This is a genomic window from Mesonia sp. K4-1 (assembly GCF_008017825.1).
Taxonomy (GTDB): domain Bacteria; phylum Bacteroidota; class Bacteroidia; order Flavobacteriales; family Flavobacteriaceae; genus Mesonia.
Window position 1 is genome coordinate 40968 of sequence record NZ_VRLS01000032.1, and the last position, 22197, is coordinate 63164.

General features: G+C 33.0%; 16 protein-coding genes. 10 read left to right on the forward strand and 6 right to left on the reverse strand.

Annotation, left to right across the window (positions count from 1 at the left end; all coding sequences use genetic code 11):
- Nucleotides 1-211: 211 nt before the first annotated feature.
- Nucleotides 212-3418, reverse strand: coding sequence for a cytochrome c biogenesis protein CcsA (ccsA, locus tag FT986_RS05680; RefSeq protein WP_255505918.1), 3207 nt, complete (start codon nucleotides 3416-3418; stop codon nucleotides 212-214).
- A gap of 120 nt (nucleotides 3419-3538) precedes the next feature.
- Between ccsA and FT986_RS05685 the strand changes: the two genes are divergently transcribed.
- The 7 genes from FT986_RS05685 (at nucleotide 3539) to FT986_RS05715 (ending at nucleotide 11251) form a co-directional block, all read left to right on the forward strand.
- A complete protein-coding gene (locus FT986_RS05685) occupies nucleotides 3539-4297 on the forward strand; it encodes a Rossmann-like and DUF2520 domain-containing protein (protein WP_147864247.1) in 759 nt (252 codons plus the stop codon).
- Nucleotides 4281-4790, forward strand: a complete 510-nt coding sequence (locus FT986_RS05690; protein WP_147864248.1) for an HAD family hydrolase — start codon at nucleotides 4281-4283, stop codon at nucleotides 4788-4790. Before FT986_RS05685 ends, FT986_RS05690 begins: the two co-directional genes overlap by 17 nt.
- A 9-nt stretch (nucleotides 4791-4799) precedes the next feature.
- On the forward strand, nucleotides 4800-5714 hold the full coding sequence (locus tag FT986_RS05695) for a geranylgeranylglycerol-phosphate geranylgeranyltransferase (RefSeq protein WP_147864249.1): 915 nt from the start codon (nucleotides 4800-4802) through the stop codon (nucleotides 5712-5714).
- The gene (locus tag FT986_RS05700) at nucleotides 5705-6298 is read left to right on the forward strand and encodes a Maf family nucleotide pyrophosphatase (RefSeq protein WP_147864250.1); all 594 of its coding nucleotides are present in this window, start codon (nucleotides 5705-5707) and stop codon (nucleotides 6296-6298) included. Before FT986_RS05695 ends, FT986_RS05700 begins: the two co-directional genes overlap by 10 nt.
- Before the next feature lie 81 nt (nucleotides 6299-6379).
- On the forward strand, nucleotides 6380-6919 hold the full coding sequence (locus FT986_RS05705) for a mechanosensitive ion channel domain-containing protein (RefSeq protein ID WP_111540029.1): 540 nt from the start codon (nucleotides 6380-6382) through the stop codon (nucleotides 6917-6919).
- A gap of 58 nt (nucleotides 6920-6977) precedes the next feature.
- Nucleotides 6978-9467, forward strand: a complete 2490-nt coding sequence (locus FT986_RS05710) for a PIG-L family deacetylase (protein WP_147864251.1) — start codon at nucleotides 6978-6980, stop codon at nucleotides 9465-9467.
- Nucleotides 9468-9577: 110 nt separating this feature from the next.
- Nucleotides 9578-11251, forward strand: a complete 1674-nt coding sequence (locus FT986_RS05715; protein WP_147864252.1) for a sodium:solute symporter — start codon at nucleotides 9578-9580, stop codon at nucleotides 11249-11251.
- A gap of 50 nt (nucleotides 11252-11301) precedes the next feature.
- Here FT986_RS05715 and FT986_RS05720 read toward each other — a convergent pair whose 3' ends face one another.
- Nucleotides 11302-12147, reverse strand: a complete 846-nt coding sequence (locus FT986_RS05720) for a DUF2911 domain-containing protein (protein WP_147864253.1) — start codon at nucleotides 12145-12147, stop codon at nucleotides 11302-11304.
- A gap of 150 nt (nucleotides 12148-12297) precedes the next feature.
- On the opposite strand from FT986_RS05720, the gene FT986_RS05725 reads away from it, so the two are divergent.
- The 3 genes from FT986_RS05725 (at nucleotide 12298) to FT986_RS05735 (ending at nucleotide 16752) form a co-directional block, all read left to right on the forward strand.
- A complete protein-coding gene (locus FT986_RS05725) occupies nucleotides 12298-14562 on the forward strand; it encodes a reprolysin-like metallopeptidase (RefSeq protein WP_147864254.1) in 2265 nt (754 codons plus the stop codon).
- A gap of 76 nt (nucleotides 14563-14638) precedes the next feature.
- Nucleotides 14639-16168: a helicase HerA-like domain-containing protein gene (locus tag FT986_RS05730; RefSeq protein ID WP_147864255.1), complete on the forward strand. Its 1530-nt coding sequence runs from the start codon at nucleotides 14639-14641 to the stop codon at nucleotides 16166-16168.
- Nucleotides 16168-16752, forward strand: a complete 585-nt coding sequence (locus FT986_RS05735) for a pseudouridine synthase (RefSeq protein ID WP_147864256.1) — start codon at nucleotides 16168-16170, stop codon at nucleotides 16750-16752. Before FT986_RS05730 ends, FT986_RS05735 begins: the two co-directional genes overlap by 1 nt.
- On the opposite strand, the gene FT986_RS05740 is transcribed toward FT986_RS05735, so the two are convergent.
- The 4 genes from FT986_RS05740 to FT986_RS05755 all read right to left on the reverse strand — a co-directional run bounded on the left by FT986_RS05740 (nucleotide 16747) and on the right by FT986_RS05755 (nucleotide 22160).
- The gene (locus tag FT986_RS05740; protein ID WP_147864257.1) at nucleotides 16747-17421 is read right to left on the reverse strand and encodes an N-formylglutamate amidohydrolase; all 675 of its coding nucleotides are present in this window, start codon (nucleotides 17419-17421) and stop codon (nucleotides 16747-16749) included. The genes FT986_RS05735 and FT986_RS05740 overlap by 6 nt on opposite strands.
- A complete protein-coding gene (locus tag FT986_RS05745) occupies nucleotides 17418-18641 on the reverse strand; it encodes a glutamate-cysteine ligase family protein (RefSeq protein WP_147864258.1) in 1224 nt (407 codons plus the stop codon). Before FT986_RS05745 ends, FT986_RS05740 begins: the two co-directional genes overlap by 4 nt.
- Nucleotides 18631-20082, reverse strand: coding sequence for a RimK family protein (locus FT986_RS05750; RefSeq protein ID WP_147864259.1), 1452 nt, complete (start codon nucleotides 20080-20082; stop codon nucleotides 18631-18633). The genes FT986_RS05745 and FT986_RS05750 overlap by 11 nt, the downstream gene beginning before the upstream one ends.
- 119 nt (nucleotides 20083-20201) lie before the next feature.
- Nucleotides 20202-22160, reverse strand: a complete 1959-nt coding sequence (locus FT986_RS05755) for an endonuclease (RefSeq protein ID WP_147864260.1) — start codon at nucleotides 22158-22160, stop codon at nucleotides 20202-20204.
- Nucleotides 22161-22197 lie beyond the last annotated feature (37 nt).

A 22197-nucleotide genomic window follows, 5' to 3' on the forward strand; every position in this document is an offset into this window, starting at 1 on the left:
AATTACACGTCTATTACAAAAATAAATTGAATTTTTATCATAAAATTTTAAAAATTTTTACTTAATCGATAATTTTAGGTTTTTATCTAATTTTTATGTTTTCAATTCTCGTTTTAAATTACATTATTGTGTTAATTTCATTAAAGTTTTATCAAAATAAAAGGCTAAGTATAATATACTTAGCCTTTTATTTTATTAAAAATTATCTTACCTATTTTTTATAGAACTGCTTATACTTTCTATGTGCTAAAAACCCTAAGATAATCCAAGCCACAAAAGCACCTATAATAAATTGGTAACTAATAATTTGGTCACCACTTGCATAAGAATGCAAACCTGTTAGATAGAAATTAACTCCAAAATAAGTCATTAATATAGAAGCAAAGGCTATAATCGCTGCCCAGTTAAAAGCAAATCTTCCGCGTAAGCCTGGCACTAATCTCATATGAATAACAAAAGCATATACCATTATACTAATTAAAGCCCATGTTTCTTTGGGGTCCCAACCCCAATATCTTCCCCAACTTTCGTTAGCCCATTGTCCTCCTAAGAAGTTACCTATGGTTAACATAACTAAACCTACCGTTAAAGCCAGCTCAGTAATAATGGTTAATTCTTGAATATTAATACTCATTTTCTTTTTATTCTTTTCTGTAGTAAGAATCATAAGAATAAGAGAAACTAAGCCTAAAATCATTCCTAAAGTAAACGGACCATAACTAGCTACAATAACTGCTACGTGAATCATTAACCAATACGAATCTAATACAGGTACTAAATTGGCTATAGAAGGATCCATCCAATTCCAATGAGCTATCATAAGGATCATTGAAGTAACAAAAGCGGTTGAAGCGGTAGTAAAATCGCTTTTTCTACCAAATGCTAAACCAAAAAACATCGTGGCCCAAGCTACGTAAATCATACTTTCGTATGCATCACTCCAAGGAGCGTGACCCGAGATATACCATCGAGCAATTAAACCTGCTGTATGAACGAAAAATAATATTAGAATAGCTATTTGAAAAACTTTAATGGTAGTTCGTATAGCTTTATTGTTTTTAAAAATTTGTATAATAACAAAGATGAACATTAATAAACCTGCTGTCATATATTGCCAGAACAGATTTTTAAACACATCATATTTATTATATAATATTTCGGTATCTATTTTCTCTTGAGAAGGCATTACTTCTTCTCCGTACTTTTTTTGAAAACCTTCAATACTATTTAAAACATCATTAGCTTTAGAATAATCACCACTACTGCGAGCCATTCTTAAGGTTTGCATATAAAGTGGCAATACATTTACTGTATATAATGAATCTACTCCTTTAAATTTACCTTCAGCTTTGATAGCTTCTGGGTATGAGACCCACTTATTATTTTCTGCATTGGGAATAGGGAAAATCTTTAATACTTTACCTTCCAAGGCATTGTAAAGTAAATTTACTTTTTCATCGGCAGAAATAAAATCTTTTTGAAATTGATTCTTCACTTCTGTTCTATAAGCTTCTTCTAAAAAAGGAGATAGTTTATAATTACCTTGATTATCAAAAAACTGTGCTAACGGAATATGCTTTTCCCCTTCTTTTGCTCCGATAACGTGATGTAAACTATCATTTTTAGCTTTTACATAGATTAACGGAACATTATACCACAGAGAAGGATTTTCTGTCATAGAAATCAAGACCTGATCACTATTTAATCCTTCATAATGATCGCTTTTACTTAATTTCCTGATCAATTCTGAAGAATAGGTATTTGCAGGTTTCATTCTCCCTCCTGCATCTTGAATAATTATTCTACCAAATTTTGAAGCATGTTCCTTATCGATTGCCGTAGCCTGTAATGTAGAATCTACTTGTGCTTTAGGCATAATCATAGAACTACTTGAATGCTCATGATCTACATCTCCAGCTTCGTGGTTATGACCTTCGTGATTATCTTGAGCGAAACCTGAAATACTAAATAACAGCGCTGCTATAATTCCTAATGAAGCTTTTTTTGCCTTTAATTTATCTAACCTCTTTGTTAACTCACCAAAACGAGATCCTCTTTCAAATAAGATAATCATCATCCCTATGTACAATAAAAAATAACCTATATAAGTAATCCAGGTACCCCACCAATCATGGTTAACAGATAGAACGGTTCCCTTTTCATCGGCGTCAAAAGAGGCTTGAAAAAATCGGTATCCTCTATGATCCAATACATGGTTCATATAAATTTCGTGCTTGGTCACTTCTCCTCCATCAATTAAGTCTACTTTACTTTTAAATGAAGAATAACTTGGCATAGGATTATCTTCAGTACCAGGATACTTTTCAGCAATAAAATCATTCACTTTTATTGAAAATGGAAGCTCATATTCTTTACTTCCGTAGCGAGAATATATTTCTAATCCGCCTACATTTACTTGCTTATAGTCATTTACATAACCCTTTGCACCCAACATTTTTACTTGCTTAGTTTCACCATTGCTAGTAATATTTACTACTACCCCATCTGGTTGTCCTTGTTCTTTTTCTTCGGAAGCAATTAGATCATATTTTCCTTTTACTGGAGGGTCTGGAAAAACAAATTGCATTCCTGCCATATTATACAGAGAACGCATCATTAAGGGTTGCACCGTATCTGCCACCACTTCTCCCTTTTTTTGATCGGCCATACGCATATAATCTCCTTCAAATGGGGACGAAATTGTATATCCTTCTTCTGAAAGATTAATATTTATAGCTCCTTCAGTTGGTTTATTGTATGCAAATAATATATTATGAATTGAGGTAACTTCGTTCTCTTCTAAGTAATGATCGTGTCTATTTCCGCCACCGGCTTCAACTATTTTAAAATAGTTTTTACCATCTTCAGTTTCTACTAATCCTTCTTCCGCTCCAGCGATAAAATCTACCACTTCAAAAGTTACTTCTTGACCTTTAAAATCGGTGCTAAGCGTTTTATTATTATCAATTTTAGGCGCTAAATTTAAAGGCAATGCTTGGGATCTTCTTAAAGGTTCTCCATTTACCTCTCCGTCTATTAATATAGAAAGGTAAGTTTTTTCAGATAACATAATATTAGAAGTCTCTCCTTCTCTAATTGGCATAATTCCCTCATATCCAATATATCGTGTAACTCCTGCTCCCACAATTATCAGTAAAAAAGACAAGTGTAAGATTAATGTATTTAGCTTTTCTCTTCTTAATAACCTATACCTTTTAATGTTACCTAAAAAATTTAAAGCAAATAAAATCATAATAGCTTCAAACCACCAAGCATTATAAATCCACGCTCTGGCGGTAGCTGTACTGTAAGAATTTTCTACAAAAGTCCCGATTGCCATAGCTACAGCAAAACTAATAAACAACATAGCCATTGTACGGGTTGAAAAAAGAATTTGGGTAATCTTCTTTTGAAACATAAGGGCGATTTTATAAACGCTGCAAATTTACCCATTTTTGTGGGATATACTTCTTATTTTAGCGGTAAAATATGGAGTTATAAGTTAAAATTAACCGACTCATTTTTTAAGTAATTTGATATGATTAAAGTTTCTATTATAGGTTCGGGAAATGTAGCTACGCACTTTTATAACGCTTTCGTGGAAAGTAATACTGCAAAGGTTATTCAGGTTTACAGCCGTAGTGATAAAAACCTTGCACATTTTAAGGATAAGACCAATACTTGTAATCGTTTAGAGGATTTAGAAGAAGTAGATGTTCTCATTATTGCCATTAAAGACGATGCCATTAATAGAATAATAGAAAAATTAAAAAACCGAAAAGAGGTTATTGCACATACTTCTGGAAGTGTGCCCATATCTCATTTGGCTTCTAAAAATGGGGTTTTTTATCCTTTGCAAACTTTTTCTAAAGATACCGCAGTAGATTTTGAGACTATTCCATTATGTTTAGAAGCTTCCGATAAGGAAAGTTTTACTGTACTGGAGAAACTTGCTTCAGCAATTTCTGATAAAGTGTTTCCAATTTCAAGTGAGCAACGAAAATCGCTACATCTATCTGCAGTATTTGTGTGTAATTTCACCAATCACTTATATCAAATAGGAGAAGAATTATGTAAACAAAACGAAGTACCATTCGAAATTTTACACGCTTTAATTACCGAAACTTCCAGAAAAGCTACAGAAAACTCTCCGAAAGATGTGCAAACAGGACCTGCCATTAGAAACGATGAACAAACTCTGGCTTCACATTTAAATCAGTTAACCAACGAAAAATATTCAGAAATTTATAAATTGCTCACCCAATCGATACAAACCACTTATGGAAAGAAATTATAAAGAAATTCTCAATGACATTACCACTTTTGTTTTTGATGTAGACGGCGTACTTACCGACGGTACGGTACACGTTTCTGTAGAAGGAGAATTATTACGTAGCATGAATATTAAAGATGGTTACGCGCTAAAAAAAGCCGTATCTAGTGGTTATAAGGTTTGTATCATTTCTGGCGGTAAAAATGAAGCGGTGAGAAAACGTTTAAGCGGATTAGGAATTACAGAGATTCACTTAGGTGTAGAAGATAAAGTAACTTGTTTAAATCAGTTTTTTGAAACTCACCATATTGATGCTAAAAATGTAGCTTATATGGGAGATGACATTCCAGACCTCTACCCTATGAGAATTATTGGATTGCCTACGTGTCCACAAGATGCTGCACCAGAAGTTAAAGCTATCTCTAAATACATTTCTCATAAAGATGGCGGTAAAGGTTCCGCTCGTGACCTTATCGAACAAGTATTAAAAGTTCAAGGTAAATGGCTTAACGACTAATTTATATCTATGAAGAAATATTTACAACTGGTTCGCTTTCCTAACTTATTAATGATTATTGCTACCCAATTAGTCATTAAATATTGCTTTTTTGAACCCTTTGCTGTAGAAATTACACTCAATGGTTTTGGTTATTCTTTATTAATCATTGCTACAGTATGTTTGGCTGCTGCTGGAAATATTATCAATGATATTTATGACGTTCAAGCAGATTCTATTAATAAACCTAACAGAGTGATTATAGGTAAACATCTTTCTGAAAAGAAAGCTTATAATTTATTTATCGGATTAAACGTCATTGGAGTTTTATTAGGTTTTTACCTTTCTAATATGATTGGCAGACCTATATTTAGTGGTATCTTTATTATGGTATCTGGAATCTTGTATTTGTATGCAACTTCTTTAAAATCATATTTAGTCGTAGGTAATATCATCATTAGTGTCTTGGTCGCTTTGGTAATCATTCTTCCTGCGCTTTACGATTTGTTACCTGCAATTACACCTCAAAACCAAGCCACACAACGAACCTTTTTTTCCATTATATTAGATTATGCCATTTTTGCTTTTCTTATTAATTGGCTAAGAGAGATGGTAAAAGACCAACAAGATATTCAAGGCGATCATAAAGCAGGAATAAATACTCTTCCCATTTCTTTGGGACAAGAAAGAACAAATAAGCTCATTTTTATTATAAGTATTTTACCCCTAGTTGCTATTTTATATTATATCTATGCTTATTTATATAATAATATGTATGCACTTGCATATGCTGTTCTTTTTGTATTAGCACCTCTATTGTGGTTTATGTTTAAAATTATTTCTACGAAACATAAAAAAGAATTTAGTACTTTAAACGGATTATTAAAACTGATATTAATTTTCGGAATTATATCTATAGCCTTATATCCCTTTTTATGGAAGTAAACCCTTTAAAAGAGAAGTTAAAAAATAAGAATTTAATTTTAGCTTCAGGTTCTCCTAGGAGAAAACAAATTTTAGAAGAATTAGGTCTTTCTTTTTCGGTAGAAATTAGAAAAGTTATTGAAACCTACCCTAGCCATCTTAGTACTCTAGAGGTTGCTTTATATTTAGCAGAATTAAAAACAGAACCTTTTAAAAATGATTTAGGGGAAGATGACATCCTAATCACAGGAGATACTATTGTATGTTTTGAAGGTGAAGTTTTAGGAAAACCTAAAGATCGCAAAGAAGCTTATGAAATGATAAGCACTTTATCTAATAATAAACACGAAGTGATTTCTTCGGTCTGTTTAAAATCGAAGAATAAAACAGCTGTATTTAAAGATTATACCACGGTTTACTTTAAAGAGCTTACCAAGTTAGAAATTGATTATTACCTGGATTATTACCAACCTTTCGATAAAGCTGGCGCCTACGGCATACAAGAATGGATAGGACAAATAGGAATCAATAAAATTGAAGGTTCTTATTATACAGTTATGGGCATGCCTATTCATCTTCTCTATGAAAATCTAATGAAATTTTAGAGGAAATTAACTAAGATTTACGTTTTTAAAAATCACAAATTGAATGCGATTTATGTAATTTTGCACATAAATTAAGAAATTATGCGTGATTTTATTTTAAATCATTCTTCAGATAGTATTTATACCCTGGGCGTAATTATAGGCCTTTTATTAATTCGGCTTATTTTAACTACAACAGCTAATAAAGTAGGTAAAAGACAGGGTATTAATTTAGCACGGGTAAGACTTATGGTAAGGTACATTAATTTTTTAATGGTCTTTATCGCTACTTTTTTATTAATGTTTGTTTGGGGTGTTAAAGCCGAACAGTTATCGCTTGTTTTCTCTTCAGTATTTGCAGTAATTGGGATTGGTTTATTTGCTGTATGGTCTATTTTGAGTAACATTACCTCTGGTGTGATTATGTTTTTCTCTTTTCCTTATAAGATTGGGGACGAAATAAAAATTCATGATAAAGATGCTCCATTAGAAGGTATTATTGAAGATATTAAAGCTTTTCATCTTTACTTAAGAACGCACGAAGGAGAATTAATCACTTACCCAAACAATTTGGTATTACAAAAAGCCATCTCATTAGTTAAAAAAGATGCTTTTGTAGATGATGGGTCAGATTCTTTATAACATTAACTTTTTGATGATTTGAAAGTTCTTATATTTGGGAGCACCCAAATTTATCCCAATGAAAAAACACTATTTAGTTCTACTCGTTCTATTAGGCAGTTATAATTTATTCGCACAACAACCATCTCAACTCAACAGTTCTCAAATCTATCAGCAGCTAGAAAAATTAGATTTTTTAGGGTCCGTTTTATATGTAGCAGCGCATCCCGATGATGAAAACACTAAACTCATCTCTTATTTTTCTAATCAAATACACGCAAATACTGCTTATTTATCCCTTACTCGTGGTGATGGAGGACAAAACCTAATTGGCTCTGAGCTAAGAGAAAAACTCGGACTTATACGAACTCAAGAATTATTAGCGGCAAGGAAGATTGATGGCGGTCAACAATTTTTTTCTCGTGCCAACGATTTTGGATATTCTAAAACCCCACAAGAGACTTTAGAAATTTGGAATAAAGAAGAGGTTTTAAAAGATGTGGTAAAAACCATTCGCAAATTTCAACCTGATGTAATTATCAACCGTTTTGATCATCGTACTGAAGGGAACACTCATGGGCATCACACTTCTTCGGCTAGATTAAGTTTAGAAGCTTTTGATAAAGCAGCCGATGATAATTTTGCTTCCGCGGAAGCAAAAACTTTAGGTACTTGGCAACCACAAAGATTATTTTTTAATACCTCTTGGTGGTTCTATGGCAGCCAAGAAAAATTTGAAGAAGCAGATAAATCTAAAATGTTAGCCATAGATGCTGGTGTTTACAATCCACTTATCGGGATTTCAAATAGTGAAATCGCATCCCATAGTAGAAGTCAGCATAAATCTCAAGGTTTCGGCAATACTCCTGTAAGAGGAGAACAATTAGAATATATTGAACTTATAAAAGGAGAAATACCTACAAATAATGATGTTTTTGAAGGTATCAATACCACTTGGAGCCGTGTAAAAGGCGGAGAAAAGATTGGGAAATTGGTAGACAAAATTAAGGAAGAATATGATTTTACCGCGCCTTCAAAAAGTTTAAGAGATTTAGTGAAAGTTTACCAACTGATTGAAAAATTAGACAATGATCATTGGAGAACTATCAAGTTAGAAGAAACCAAAAACCTAATTGCTGCCTGTGCGGGATTGTATTTAGAAGCTGTTACACAATCGGCTTTAACGACACCGGGAGAAACTATTTCTTTACAAATAGAAGCTACACAAAGAGAAGCAATTGGAGTATTAAAAGAGATATCGATTAGTAACTCTAACTTTAAAAAGAAGTTCACAACAACTTTAAACTCCAATCAGCGTATTTCTTTAACAGAAGAGTTTACAATTCCTACAACAACTCCTTATACGAATCCTTACTGGTTAGAAAAACCGAGTGAATTAGGCATGTATGAGGTAAGTAACAAAGTTTATATTGGTTTACCAGAAACGCCGTCTACTTTAAAAGCTAATTTTGTTTTAGAAATTGAAGGGCTAATACTTAATTTTGAAAAAGAATTAGTCTATAAATACAATGACCCGGTGGAGGGTGAAGTATATGAACCTTTTCAAATAGTTCCTGCTATTTCAGTGAAAATGGGAAAACCCATCCTTATTTTCGGGAATGAAAATTCTAAAGTTTTACCGATTACCATCAAAGCTTTTTCTAATAACATTTCTGGTCAACTAAAATTAAATGTTCCAAAGAAGTGGAAGATTGATTACACTCAGGAAGACATGCGATTCAGCAAAAAAGGAGAAGAAAAATTAATTTATGTTACGGTTACTCCTCCTCATGAAGGTTCAGAAGCTCAATTAGAAGCTCGCTTTATCACATCAGAAAAAGAATACGATCAACATGTAGTAGAAATAGATTACGAGCATATTCCAAAGCAAATTTTATTAGAAGCTGCAACCGCAAAACTTATTGCATTAGACATTAAAAAGAAAGGAGATAAAATTGCTTATATAGAAGGCGCAGGAGATGTAGTTCCAGAGAGTTTAAGAGAAATTGGTTACCAAGTGAATGTTCTACAACCCGAACAAATTACTCTAAAAAAATTAAATGAATTTGACGCTGTGGTGATAGGCATTAGAGCTTATAATACGGTTAACGATTTGGCTTTTAAACAATCTATTTTGTTTGAATATGTAAATCAAGGCGGTAATATGATCGTGCAATATAATACCAATCGTGGATTGATCACCGAGAATTTAGCACCCTACGCTCTTCACGTTTCTAGAGATCGTGTTACCGATGAATTCTCTGAGGTAAAATTTTTAGCAAAGAAACATCCTATTCTTAACTCACCCAACCAAATAACATCAAGTGATTTTGAAAACTGGGTACAAGAACGCGGATTGTATTTTCCTAACGAATGGGATAAAGAACACTTTACCCCTATTTTATCTTTGAAAGAAAAAGGAGAATCTTGGATGGACGGAAGCCTATTAGTCGCTTCTTACGGAAAAGGAAATTATATCTATACAGGACTTAGTTTTTTTAGAGAATTTCCCGCAGGAGTATCAGGTTCGTACCGTTTATTTGCCAATTTAATTTCATTAGGAAAATAATGGAAAAACCCGAAAAATATACCTGGAAAAAAAGCTACACTCTACTATTAGTAATGAATGTAGTCTATATTCTCTTTTTTTATATCCTTATGAAATTCTTTCAATAAGCTATGCATTATATTGATCTCATTATTTTATTTTCAACCTTGGCGTTTATTGTCATCTATGGTTATTATCATTCTCGCGGCAGCAAAAACGTAAGCGATTATTTAAAAGGAGGTAACGAAGCACGTTGGTGGACGATTGGTTTATCGGTTATGGCAACGCAAGCCAGTGCGATCACCTTTTTATCTACTCCAGGACAGGCATTTCATAGTGGGATGGGTTTTGTTCAATTTTATATTGGTGTTCCTATTGCGATGATTGTCATTTGCATGGTTTTTATTCCTATTTACCATCGTTTAAAAGTATATACTGCTTATGAGTATTTAGAAACTCGTTTCGATTTAAAGACCAGAACCCTTACGGCATTACTGTTTTTAGTTCAGCGAGGTTTGGCTGCAGGAATTACCATTTTTGCACCTTCTATAGTACTTTCGGCAGTATTGGGTTGGGATTTATTTACCCTTAATATCCTTATCGGAATTTTAGTTATTATCTATACCGTATCTGGAGGAACCAAAGCGGTAAGCGTTACTCAAAAACAACAAATGGCGATTATTTTCACCGGAATGTTTATCGCGTTTTTTCTGGTCCTAAAATATTTACCAGAAGAAGTTACGTTCACAAAAGCATTAGATATTGCCGGCGCTAGCGGAAGAATGGAAATTTTAGATTTTTCCTTTGATTTTGAAAATAGATACACCATTTGGAGCGGACTCATTGGCGGAACTTTTTTAGCCCTCTCCTACTTTGGTACAGATCAAAGTCAGGTGCAACGCTACCTCTCGGCCAAGAGTTTAAAGCAAAGCCAGATGGGTTTAATTTTTAATGGATTGTTAAAAGTTCCTATGCAGTTTTTTATTCTTTTGGTAGGGATTATGGTCTTTGTGTTTTATCAATACAATCCTTCTCCGCTTAATTTCAACCCTGTTTCCACGGAAGTGATAGAGAATTCTGCTTATCAAGAAGAATATCATGAATTACAAGAAGAGCTAAATCAGCTTCAGCTAAAAAAAGCAGAAAAATCGACCGCATTTGTAGCCTTATCTAATACGCAAGAGATTGATGTCGCTAAAGCGGAATTAAATGAATTACAAGAGCAAGAATTTCAACTTCGAGAAGAAGCAAGTGCTTTAATTAAACAAGCAGATGAGAGCATACAAACCAACGATAAAGATTATGTCTTTATTCATTTTATACTAAATCACTTACCAATTGGGCTAATTGGATTGTTATTGGCTGTGATCTTATCGGCAGCGATGTCCTCTACTGCTTCAGAGTTAAATTCTTTGGCTTCTACAACCGTGATAGACTTGTATAAAAGAAACGTCAAGTCAGAAAAATCTGACCAGCATTACTTAAATGCTTCGAGAGTTTTTACTTTAATCTGGGGGATTTTCGCCATCATTATCGCTTGTACGGCAAACCTATTTGACAATTTAATCCAGCTTGTTAATATTATAGGTTCTATCTTCTACGGAAATGTATTAGGAATATTTTTACTTGCTTTCTTCGTAAAATATGTAAAAAGCAATGCTACATTTATAGCGGCAATAATTACACAAGTAATTGTTATTATAGGTTGGTGGAATGATTGGATGCCTTATTTGTGGCTTAACTTATTTGGTTGTGCTTTGGTAATGGGAATTGCGATGATACTTCAAATTATGAGAAAAAAATAAGGAAGTAAAAAATTACTTCCTTATTTAATTATTAGAATTAAAACTAAAATTTATTTAGCTCCCCACTCTTTTAAAGAGTCTTCGTTCATTTTTACGTAATCTTGGTTTCCAGCTTTTTTAGCTGCAGCCAAAGATTTTTTAGCCGTTGCAATGGCATCTTTTTTCTTCCCTGCTTTTGCTTCTATTAAAGATTTTTTTCTTAATACGTAAAAAGGAGCGTCTTCTTGCATCTCAACAGACTTATTAATCCAAGTTAAAGCTTGATTAATATCTTTTCCTTCTTCATAGTAATAAGTTGCTGCAGAATAATAATCGCTAGACGAAGGTCCGTTTAATACTTTATTTATGCTCGTCATTGTTTTATCTTCAGTAGGAACATTTACTGTTAAATAAGCAACAGTATCTTCCCATAAAAAGTTGATAGCTGCAGAATCATTTTTTAACTCATCAATAACAATGGTAAAAGTTTCCATAGTTATTGGCATTTTTTGAACTTCAGCTTTGGTTTTTAAAGCTACTTTGCTTTCATCCCATTTTTGAGGAAGTCCCCAATTATTAGTATCTGCATAAAATACAATTTCCCAAGAATTTTTAGTTGGAGTAGCAAAAATTGCATAATCTCCAGCAGCTAACTTTTTACCGCTTATCATTACGTCATCACTAAATGAAATGGTTGTGTTCTTATTTGCACCCGTTCTCCACATTTTGTCAAAAGGAACTAGATTTCCAAAGATTTCTCTTCCCTTCATAGAAGGTCTAGAGTATTCTACATTAATTGTAGTTAATCCTACCATTTGCTCCATTTTAGCACTTGGACTTGGTTGTGGTGTTTGAATTTGTGCCGAAGAAAGGTTGGCCAATAAAATACAGACGAATAAAATTGTAAATTTTTTCATAACTTATTTAAAGAATTATATAGATTTATATAGATGTAAAAATACAAAACCCTAGTATAGAATTCTCCATTTAGATGTAAAAAAAGCATCATAAACTTTAAAAGTTAGGATTTCAGCCTTATATTTATGGCTTAATAATAATGTTAGATTATGAAAAACAAAAAAATTACAAATTTGCTATTGATATTGATAGCGTTACCCACTTTAGCCTTTGCCCAAAATAAAAATTTTTGGTCACAAGCTGAAGGAAAAAATATTTCTCAGGAGAATATTAGAAAAAGTGTTACTACTATTGAAAAATCTGAAATTTACAACTTAGATTTATCAAGCTTTAAAAATGCAATATTACAAGCTCCTTATAGATTTGAAGGAGTTACTAGTAATATAGAAATAACATTGCCTACAGGAGATTCTTCTTTTGACACCTTTACTCTATATAAAGCTCAAACAATGAGTAAAGAGTTAGCTGCTAAATTTTCAAAGATTTCATCGTATGTGGGAATATCTAAAGATAAAACACACACGGTTAGATTAACTTTAACTAGTCAAGGTATATTTGGAACTCTTTCAACAGAAAAAGGTACTTTATATATTAATCCTTATACTTTCTCTGGATATGAATATCAAGTGTTTTACAGAAGAAATACAATTAACAATACACCCTTTTCTTGCTTAGTAGAAGGAGGTTTAGATACATCTAAAAACAGCTCGAATGAAACTACTGCTAACTTAGCAGATGTCGATGACTCTATTTTACGTAGATATAGATTAGCTGTTGCTACTACAGGTGAGTATTCACAATTTCACATCACTCAATCAGGTAATACTGGAAGTTCTGATGCGGTTAAAAAACAAGCCGTAATGGATGCTATAGTAGCCGTGATTGATAGAGTAAATACAATCTACGAACAAGAGTTAGCTACAACATTTACTTTAGTTAATAATAATGAAGATCTTATTTATTTAAATGCTAATACAGATCCCTTTAATAATACTAATGCAAATGTTTTAATTAATCAAAGTCAGCAAGAAATCGATGCTACTATCGGAAACGCAAATTACGATATAGGTCATACATTTAGTACCGGTGGTGGAGGTCTTGCTCAACTTGCATCTGTTTGTTCAGACCCTTTTAAAGCGAGAGGTATTACTGGTTTGCCACAACCAATTGGTGATAGTTTTGCCATTGATTTTGTATGTCATGAAATTGGACATCAATTTGGAAGTCCTCATACTTTTAACGGTGATACACAAAACTGTGCAGGAACTAACAGAAATAACGCTACAGCTGTAGAGCCAGGAAGTGGTTCGACTATTATGGCTTACGCAGGAATTTGTAGTCCTGAAAATGTTCAAAATTCAAGTGATGATTATTTTCATGCAATAAGTATTCAACTTATCTACAACAACTTAGCATTTTCTACTGGTGGTAGCTGTGCTGAAGAAATAAATCTTAACAACTCTGCTCCACAAGTTAATTCACTACCTAATTACACTATTCCATATGGAACAGCGTTTGAATTAACCGCTAGTGCTACAGATGCTGATGGGGATAACTTAACTTACTGCTGGGAACAAATCGATAATGAGATTACTCCAGCTCCTCCTACTCCAGATGCTACCCAAGGTCCTGTATTTAGATCTTTTGAACCAACCGTTTCACCAACTAGATATTTCCCATCTAAGAGCAGTGTTTTAGCTGGTGATTTAGCACCTACTTGGGAAGTTATATCAAATCAACCTAGAGAGTATAATTTTGCTGTAACTGTTAGAGATAATAATCCAATAGGAGCGCAAAGTAGAAGAAGAGATACTAAGGTTACTGTAGCGAACACAGGACCTTTTGTAGTTACTTCTCAAAATACACCAGGAATTAGTTATGATCAAAATGAAGCTATCACAGTTACATGGAACGTAGCAGGAACTACTGGAAACGGTATAAATACTTCTAATGTAGATATCTATCTATCTTACAATGGAGGTATCACGTTTGAATTGGTTGGAATTGGTCATGCAAATACTGGTTCATCTACCTTTCAACTACCAATTGGAACATCATCTACTTTTTGTAGATTTAAAGTAAAGGGAAGAGGGAATGTATTTTATGCAATCAACTCAGAGTTATTTGAAATTACTGATCAATTAGCTACTGATACAAATGAGTTATCACAACTTTTCAATGTATACCCTAATCCAAACAATGGAAACTTCACTATCAACTTTAATGAAGCTTCTGGTGCAGATTATACTGCTAAAGTTTACGATTTAAGAGGAAGATTAATTAGTAATACTATGATTTCTACTTCTGAATCTTTAACAAAACAAATTGATTTAAATCAGCCTCAATCTGGAATTTATATTCTAAAAGTTTCTAACGGATCTCAAGAATCTGTAAAGAAATTAATTATTGAGTAAATTTTAAATTTATCTCTTATATTTAAAGCCCTATCGTAATTGATGGGGCTTTTTTAATTATTCTATTTATTTAAGTATGGAAACAGAAGAAAATCTTATTAAACATATACAAGAAGGCTATCAAACAAAAGCCGATTATATTTATCTAGGTGCAGCCATGAAAGAAGGAGCTCCACACTCCTCTGCTTCTGTAAAGATTCCTTTAAAAACGTTAAATAGACATGGTCTAATTGCTGGAGCTACAGGTACTGGAAAAACAAAGACGCTTCAAATCTTAGCAGAAAACTTATCCCAAAAAGGTATTCCTGTAGTACTTATGGATATGAAAGGGGATTTAAGCGGATTAGCAAAACCCTCTCCAATAGCAGACAAATTAGCTGATAGACATGAAAAAATAGGATTTGAATTTACTCCAAAAGCTTCTCCCGTAGAAATCTTATCACTTTCTAATCAAAATGGTGTAAAATTGAGAGCTACAGTAAGTGAATTTGGTCCTGTGTTACTGTCTCGTATTTTAGATTTAAGTCCGACTCAAACGGGAATTCTAGCAATCATATTTAAATATTGTGATGATAAACACATGCCGTTATTAGATCTAGAGGATTTAAAAAAATTAGTTCGCTATATTACTGAAGAAGGAGAAGATGATTTTGAAAAAGAATATGGAAGAGTTTCAAAGTCATCTACAGGTGCCATCTTAAGAAAAATTGTTGCATTAGAGCAACAAGGAGGAGATCGGTTTTTTGGAGAACCTTCATTTGACGTGAAAGATTTGCTTAAAAAGAATGATTTAGGCGAAGCATTTATAAATATTATTAGATTAAACGATATTCAAGATAAGCCTGCCCTATTTTCTACATTTATATTAAGTCTTTTAGCTGAAATTTATTCCACTTTTCCAGAAAAAGGAGATAGTGACCAACCTGAATTGGTCATGTTTATTGATGAAGCACATCTTATTTTTAAAGAAGCCTCTGATGCGCTTTTAGATCAAATTGAAAGTATTATTAAACTTATTCGTTCTAAAGGGGTTGGTATATATTTTGTAACTCAAAATCCCACAGATATTCCAAGCGAAGTATTAAGTCAGCTCGGGCTCAAAATTCAGCATGCCTTGAGAGCTTTTACCGCAAAAGACCGAAAAGCTATTAAGTTAACAGCTCAGAATTATCCTTTATCTGATTATTATGATACCGAAGAAATATTAACTTCTTTAGGTATAGGAGAAGCCTTGGTAACCGCGCTAGATGAAAAAGGAAGACCTACTCCCCTAGCTGCAACTATGTTACGAGCTCCTATGAGTAGAATGGATATACTTACCCCTAGTGAAATTGAAGAAGTCCTTAAAGCTTCAAAATTAATAGACAAGTATAATCAACCTGTGGATCGCGAAAGTGCTTATGAGATGCTTACTCAGAAAATTAAAGAAGCTGAAGAAGAAACCCAAAAAGAAAAAGCTAAAGAACAACGTAAAACTGTAGAGAAAAAAACGAGTCGTTCTACGAGAAGTAATGGCAAATCTGCATCAGATCATATTTTAAAAGTATTAACTAGCGCAACATTTATTAGAGGGGTGATGAGCATTTTAAATAAAGCGTTTAAGTAATGCACAAACATTTTAAAATTTATAAACCTTACGGATATTTAAGTCAGTTTGTAAACCAGCATAAAAGAAGAAAAAACAAAAAGATGTTAGGGAAATTGTATGATTTCCCAAAAGAAACCATGTCTGTTGGCCGATTAGATGAAGATTCAGAAGGTTTACTTATTTTAACTACGGATGGAAAAATGAGCTATAAAATCTTGTCCCAATCTGTAGAGAAAGAATATTATGTTCAAGTCGATGGAGAAATAACTTTAGAAGCTATAGAACAGCTTAAAAAAGGTTTAGAGATTAGTATCAACGGGAAGCCATACACCACACTTCCTTGTAATGCTTTTTTACTTGAAGAAAAACCCACATTCCCAGAAAGAGCTAAAAAAATTAGAGATGAAAGACACGGCCCCACCAGTTGGGCTTCGATTACCTTAACGGAAGGGAAGTTTAGACAAGTGAAAAAAATGACTGCTGCAGTTGGCTTTCCCACACTTAGACTAGTTAGAGTAAGAGTAGGTAATATAAGAGTTGACGGGTTAAATGCTGGTGAAGTAAAAGAAGTTACTCAAGAAGTTGAAGAAAAATTTTTATAATTTTTGAATCATTGACTTTAGCCTTTTTTGAATTGGTAATGGGAATTCATTATTAATCAATAAACCCTGATTAATTTCAATCTCAATCCCACTATAATTTTCGGGAAATTGTTTTCTTAAATAGGTGGTAAAACCATCTGATGTTCCCAAATAAGGGTAATTTCTTCTTATTTTCAAGTTTGTATGATTCTTCAATTGATCTATCATTTTTTTCACCCAGTATAATTCAGAAGTTCTTTTAGGGTCGTATAAAAACCCTAGATCAGCATTACGTTTTTGTCCGTTTAATATAGGGGTAAAAGAATGCAGAGAGATATGTAAAACTTCCTCTCCTTTGCTTACGAAATTATGTATTTGTTGTTCTATCTCATTACGATATGGCAAATAATACTTTTCAATAATTTTTTGCTTAGCGGAAACTGTCAATGGTTTCGTAATTTCTGAAAATAAATTTGGGTGGTGCAATGATCTATTTTTTTCAATGAGCAAACGAGAAATAGAAGACGATTTATAATAATCAGCTTCTAGTTTCACGAACTCAAACACTTCTAAAATTCCTAAATCCCAACCTTGATGAGCATCTAAAAGTGTTTTTTTTTGTTCAAATAATGAAGAGTAAGCAAGAGGAATTTTGTTTCCTCCATGCTCACATGTAATTACAAGTTTCAAGGTTGAAACAATTGATTTTTAGCTAAACAACCTGCTAATTGTTGATAGATTTCTAACACATTACTTTCAGAGTTATCTTTCGAAAAAACTTTTAAAATACGTTGTGATAACGAACCTTCACTTAATATAATTTGGATAGATCCCTTTGCTTCCTTAGAAAGTTGAAAAGAAACATTCTGAAAAATATAACTCCACAATTGCTTTACGGAAATCTCTTGTCTTTCGAATATGAAAAGTTCTGCAAAGATTTCTGGCAAGATCACTTCATCTCCCTTCTTAATAACTTGATCAAATATTTTCAATAAATCATTTTCGTGCCACGACTTTAATTCTTCTAAATTTAAATTTTTAATCATCCACTTTAGCGTTTCTATAATTAATTCCGCGACAGCGAGATCTGCTTTAGGGCATTCTTGTAGATCGATAACTCGAATTTCAATAGCATTTCTATCAAATCGAGCTATAGCTCCTCTAGAGTTTAAAAATAAATGATCTAAAATTTTATTCTTATCATAAGGAGTAATCGCTTTTTGAATAGGTTGAAATATTTTTTGATGATATGTTTCTTTAGAAAAAACCTGTTCTGGAATCACTTTCCCTGTCATTACAGGAATTTTCTGTTGATTGTTTTTATAGTACTCTAAACGTGTATCTAAAACACCGGTAGTTTTTCCTTCTAAAATAGGAGAACTTGCTGTTAATGCAGGAATAATAGGCAATAATATACGTATAGCGGCGTGAAGTTGTTCAAATTCTTCATCGTTGTAAAATGGTAGGTTAATATGCATGCTTTGCACGTTGGACCAACCGTGACCCTTACAGTCAAAAATTCGATTATACAACTCATACACTTCACTATAGCTATGTTTCCATAATACAGTTTCCGTCAACGGATTCATAAAAGGGTGCGAAGCTGTTGGTAATAATTGTAATCCTTTCTTCTTTAGTATGGTGTTGATCTCTTGAATGTTTTTATAAAAATCCTGAGATAGTTTTTTAATATCTGCAGCAGGTCCATTTGTTTTTATTTCCACCACGTGAGCTACCAACTCATTGCTCCAACTTATAGCACCATTATCAATATCTGAAGTTATACTTCCGCTTTTAAGCGTAAATAGTTCATCTACATTCGGGGATATTTTTAAACTCTCTTGTTGAACAAGCATATACTCTAATTCTATCCCCACCACTTCGAACAAATGATACTTTTTACTTTTCATTTAAACGTTTAATTAATGCTTCTAGGATTTTGATGTAAATTTCGTCTCCGTAATAGGCATCCTCTACTCCTGCATCTATATTAGGATTATCATTAATTTCAATAACTAAAGCTTGACCATTTATCTCTTTAATATCAATTCCAAAAAGTCCTTTCCCCATAATTTTAGTTGCTTTTATCGCAGCTTCTAAAATAGATTTAGGCACTTTCTCTATGGGTAAACAATCGGCATTACCGTCTTGATCGTCTTTATCTTTAGCATCCCAATTATAAATTTGCCAATGTCCTTTTGCCATATAATAACGACAAGCATAAAATGGAACTCCATCTAGCATACCTATACGCCAATCATAATCTGACGGACAAAATTCTTGCGCGATAATAAGTTCTGAAGTTTTGAGCATATCTTTTACTAGGCTATGATACTCCTCTACTGTTGTAGCTTTCTTTACTCCAAAAGAAAAAGTAGAATCTGGAGATTTTAACACACAAGGCAATGGGATATAATCTAATACAGCTTGAATATTTTCTTGATGAACAATTTTAGTTTTTGGTGCAGCAATACCTGCAATTTCTAGAGCTTCGGCCATGAATACTTTATTGCAGCATTTTAAGATAGCATCGGGTTCATCTACGATTGCTATATTTTCTTGCTGTGCTTTTCTTGCAAAAGCATAAGCTTCATTCATTACCTCGGTACTTTGTCTTATCAATAAAGCATCAAACGAAGAAAGTCTAGATAGATCTTTAGGGGTAACAACCTCTACATAAAAATGCATTTTTTCGGCAATCTCGATAAATTTCTTGATCGCTTTCGCATTACTTGGCGGAGCTATATCTCCCTCTTTTACCAAAATAGCCAAATCGTACATCGCTTTTGAAGGGCGTGCGGTATCATATCTTTTTTTAGAAAAATATTGCTGAGCAAACAATTTTAAACTTTCTTGATGATCGTCAGGAATATCTGACCCACCAATAGCTTTTATTTGCTGAATATGCCACTTATGAGTATAATTAAATTTTACTCTTAAAAAAGGTATCTGAAAATGGCGATGGATCATCGCACTTAAATCCTTATATTTTTGAGCTACATTTTGACCAAAATAAATACTCAATACAAACTCTCTAGACTTTATGTTCTTTAAGCTTTGCTGAATAAGATCATCAAACTCTTCTGATACAATCTTAACCAGTTTTAAAGCCCGTAAGTCTACTAGGTGTTTCACTGTAGGTAATGGAGAGTGACCTCTTGCCTCTGCCAACAGGGAAACATAATAGCCTTTAGATTGATAAGAAAAGTTCTTACATAAATTAAAAACCCTTGCATTTTTTAAAGATGCATAAGAAGGATTAGTAAGGTAATCTTTAGCAGAAATTATTTTAGCATTTTCTTCTAAAAAATGCCAAGATTTAGGTTGATCTACAACTATAAATTTATTCATTTGAATTTTATAAAGCCGAGCTAATGTAAATTAAAATTCAATTGAAAAAATAAAAATTTTTCATAAAAAAAACCTTACTTTTTAAAAAGTAAGGTTTTAATATTCAGTAGCATAAAAGCTTATTTCACTATAAGCTTTTTAGTGAATTTATGATGATCTTTATCAACTTGAAGTAAGTAAACTCCCGTAGATAAATTAAGTTGAATCTCTTCCGCATGAGTAGCTTCAAAAGTGTTTAGTTTTTGACCTGTAACATTATAAACAGATAATGTGAAATTTCCATTTATTCCATTCACGAAAATACTTCCGCTTGACGGATTTGGATAAACACTGATTTCATTTTCACTTAAAGAATCAACATTTAAAGGATTATTCCACGTATTTCCTACTTGGTTTCCCCAAATGTATTCTACTAAATCTGGGTAGTCTATAAACGGATTTCTATTCTTTTGCCATTCGTATACGACATTATTTCTATTCATTTCAAAATCATCTGGGGGATCGTTTCTATGCCAAGTCAACAAGGTAGCTAGATCTCCTAATTCGCCAGGACCATTCTCTGGAAAACCATTTACTATCGCTAAATTATTATAACGAATCGCCATATATAATACACTTCTAGCTACATCACCTTTAAAGCTACCCTGAGTGTTTTGCGGACCTGTATATTCCCCGTAATGTTGGTTGTTTCGAGAACTGTTTTCAGGTCCGTCTACGGCTCTTAAAGCGTGAGCGTCTGAGTTCCCGTGACGAAGGGAATCTGCATTGGTGTTCCAAAAGATATTCTTCCCATCGGCGATATCATCATCTTCGATACTAGCAAAACCTCCTCTAGATCTTGGATAGGTATGTTCTCTATTCCAAGTTCCAAAATTATTTGAAGTGGTTTGAAAATCTAATTTTGGTCTAGAAATCTCTAAGTATACCAACCATACTTCATTACTATTTGCTGGATTTTGGTCTGCTTTTTTTAAAATATCAATTACATCTGCATAGGTTTGCGCTCTAACCACGCCTTCTTCTGCTATAATACCTTGTAAAGCATCTGTTAAATTAGTACCTGATAAACCATCTATAGGCGTATAATAACCTGCTGGTTTGGTATTGGCAACAGTTCCAAAAGTAGGATTTATAGGTGTTCCCCAAGGAGAAACTACAAAATCATTATCTACAATACGCAATTCTATTTGGTCATTTAAAGCAATAAAATCACTAGGTAAATTTGTTAATTGAATAACAGCAACTTCATCTCCTTCATCGCTAGTATCATCTATCAATTGAATATTCGTTGTTACGGAATTATTTCCGCTAAGGATCGTCAATGTAGTAGAGCCTGTAAAATCTGAATTATCAAAACCAGCATTATTTAAGCTAAAGCTAAAGGTTTCATCTTGTGATACTGCATTTTCTGTGGTGAAAGTAATATCAAAATTATTTCCCTCATCATACTGAGTTGCGGTGGTAGAAATTGTAAGTCCGTTTAAAACAATACCGCTACCATCATTTAACTGTCTTGGCGTTGGCGTAGTCACAGTATAGGTAACGCCGTCATTATTTAACTGAATAGATTCAAAATCTTTATTATTATTTTCATCTTCATCGATTTGGACTGTTTCGCCTAATAGTGCCATTAAACTAGTAGCATCGGCGTCACTTGTACCGTAAACTAAAGCATCAATTAAATTGGTTTGTGTCGCTAGAGTTCCTTCAGGAAATGCCGAGGGACTATCCTGATAAATTGCTACTCCATCAGCACCGTTTTGAATTAAATTCGGAGAAATAATATACTGCGGAACTGGAGAAACTTGACTACTTCCTATAAGTAGAAGTCCGTTCACATCTGTAGTATAACCCGACAAATCGAAGGTTAAGTAGCTAGAATTTCCTCCAGAGGTGGAAGCATTAAAGAATACAAGTATATATCCGTTAAGGTTAAAATTAGGAGTGTTAGATTTTATTTCGACAAATTCTAGATTATCAACGCTATCGCTATCTGAATCTAATTCATTAATAACCAACTGTGAATAAGTCGTTAATGAGGTTAGAAATAAAAAAAAGAGGGTAAAAATAGATTTCATATGTATGATTTTTCGCAAAGATACTATGACCAAATAA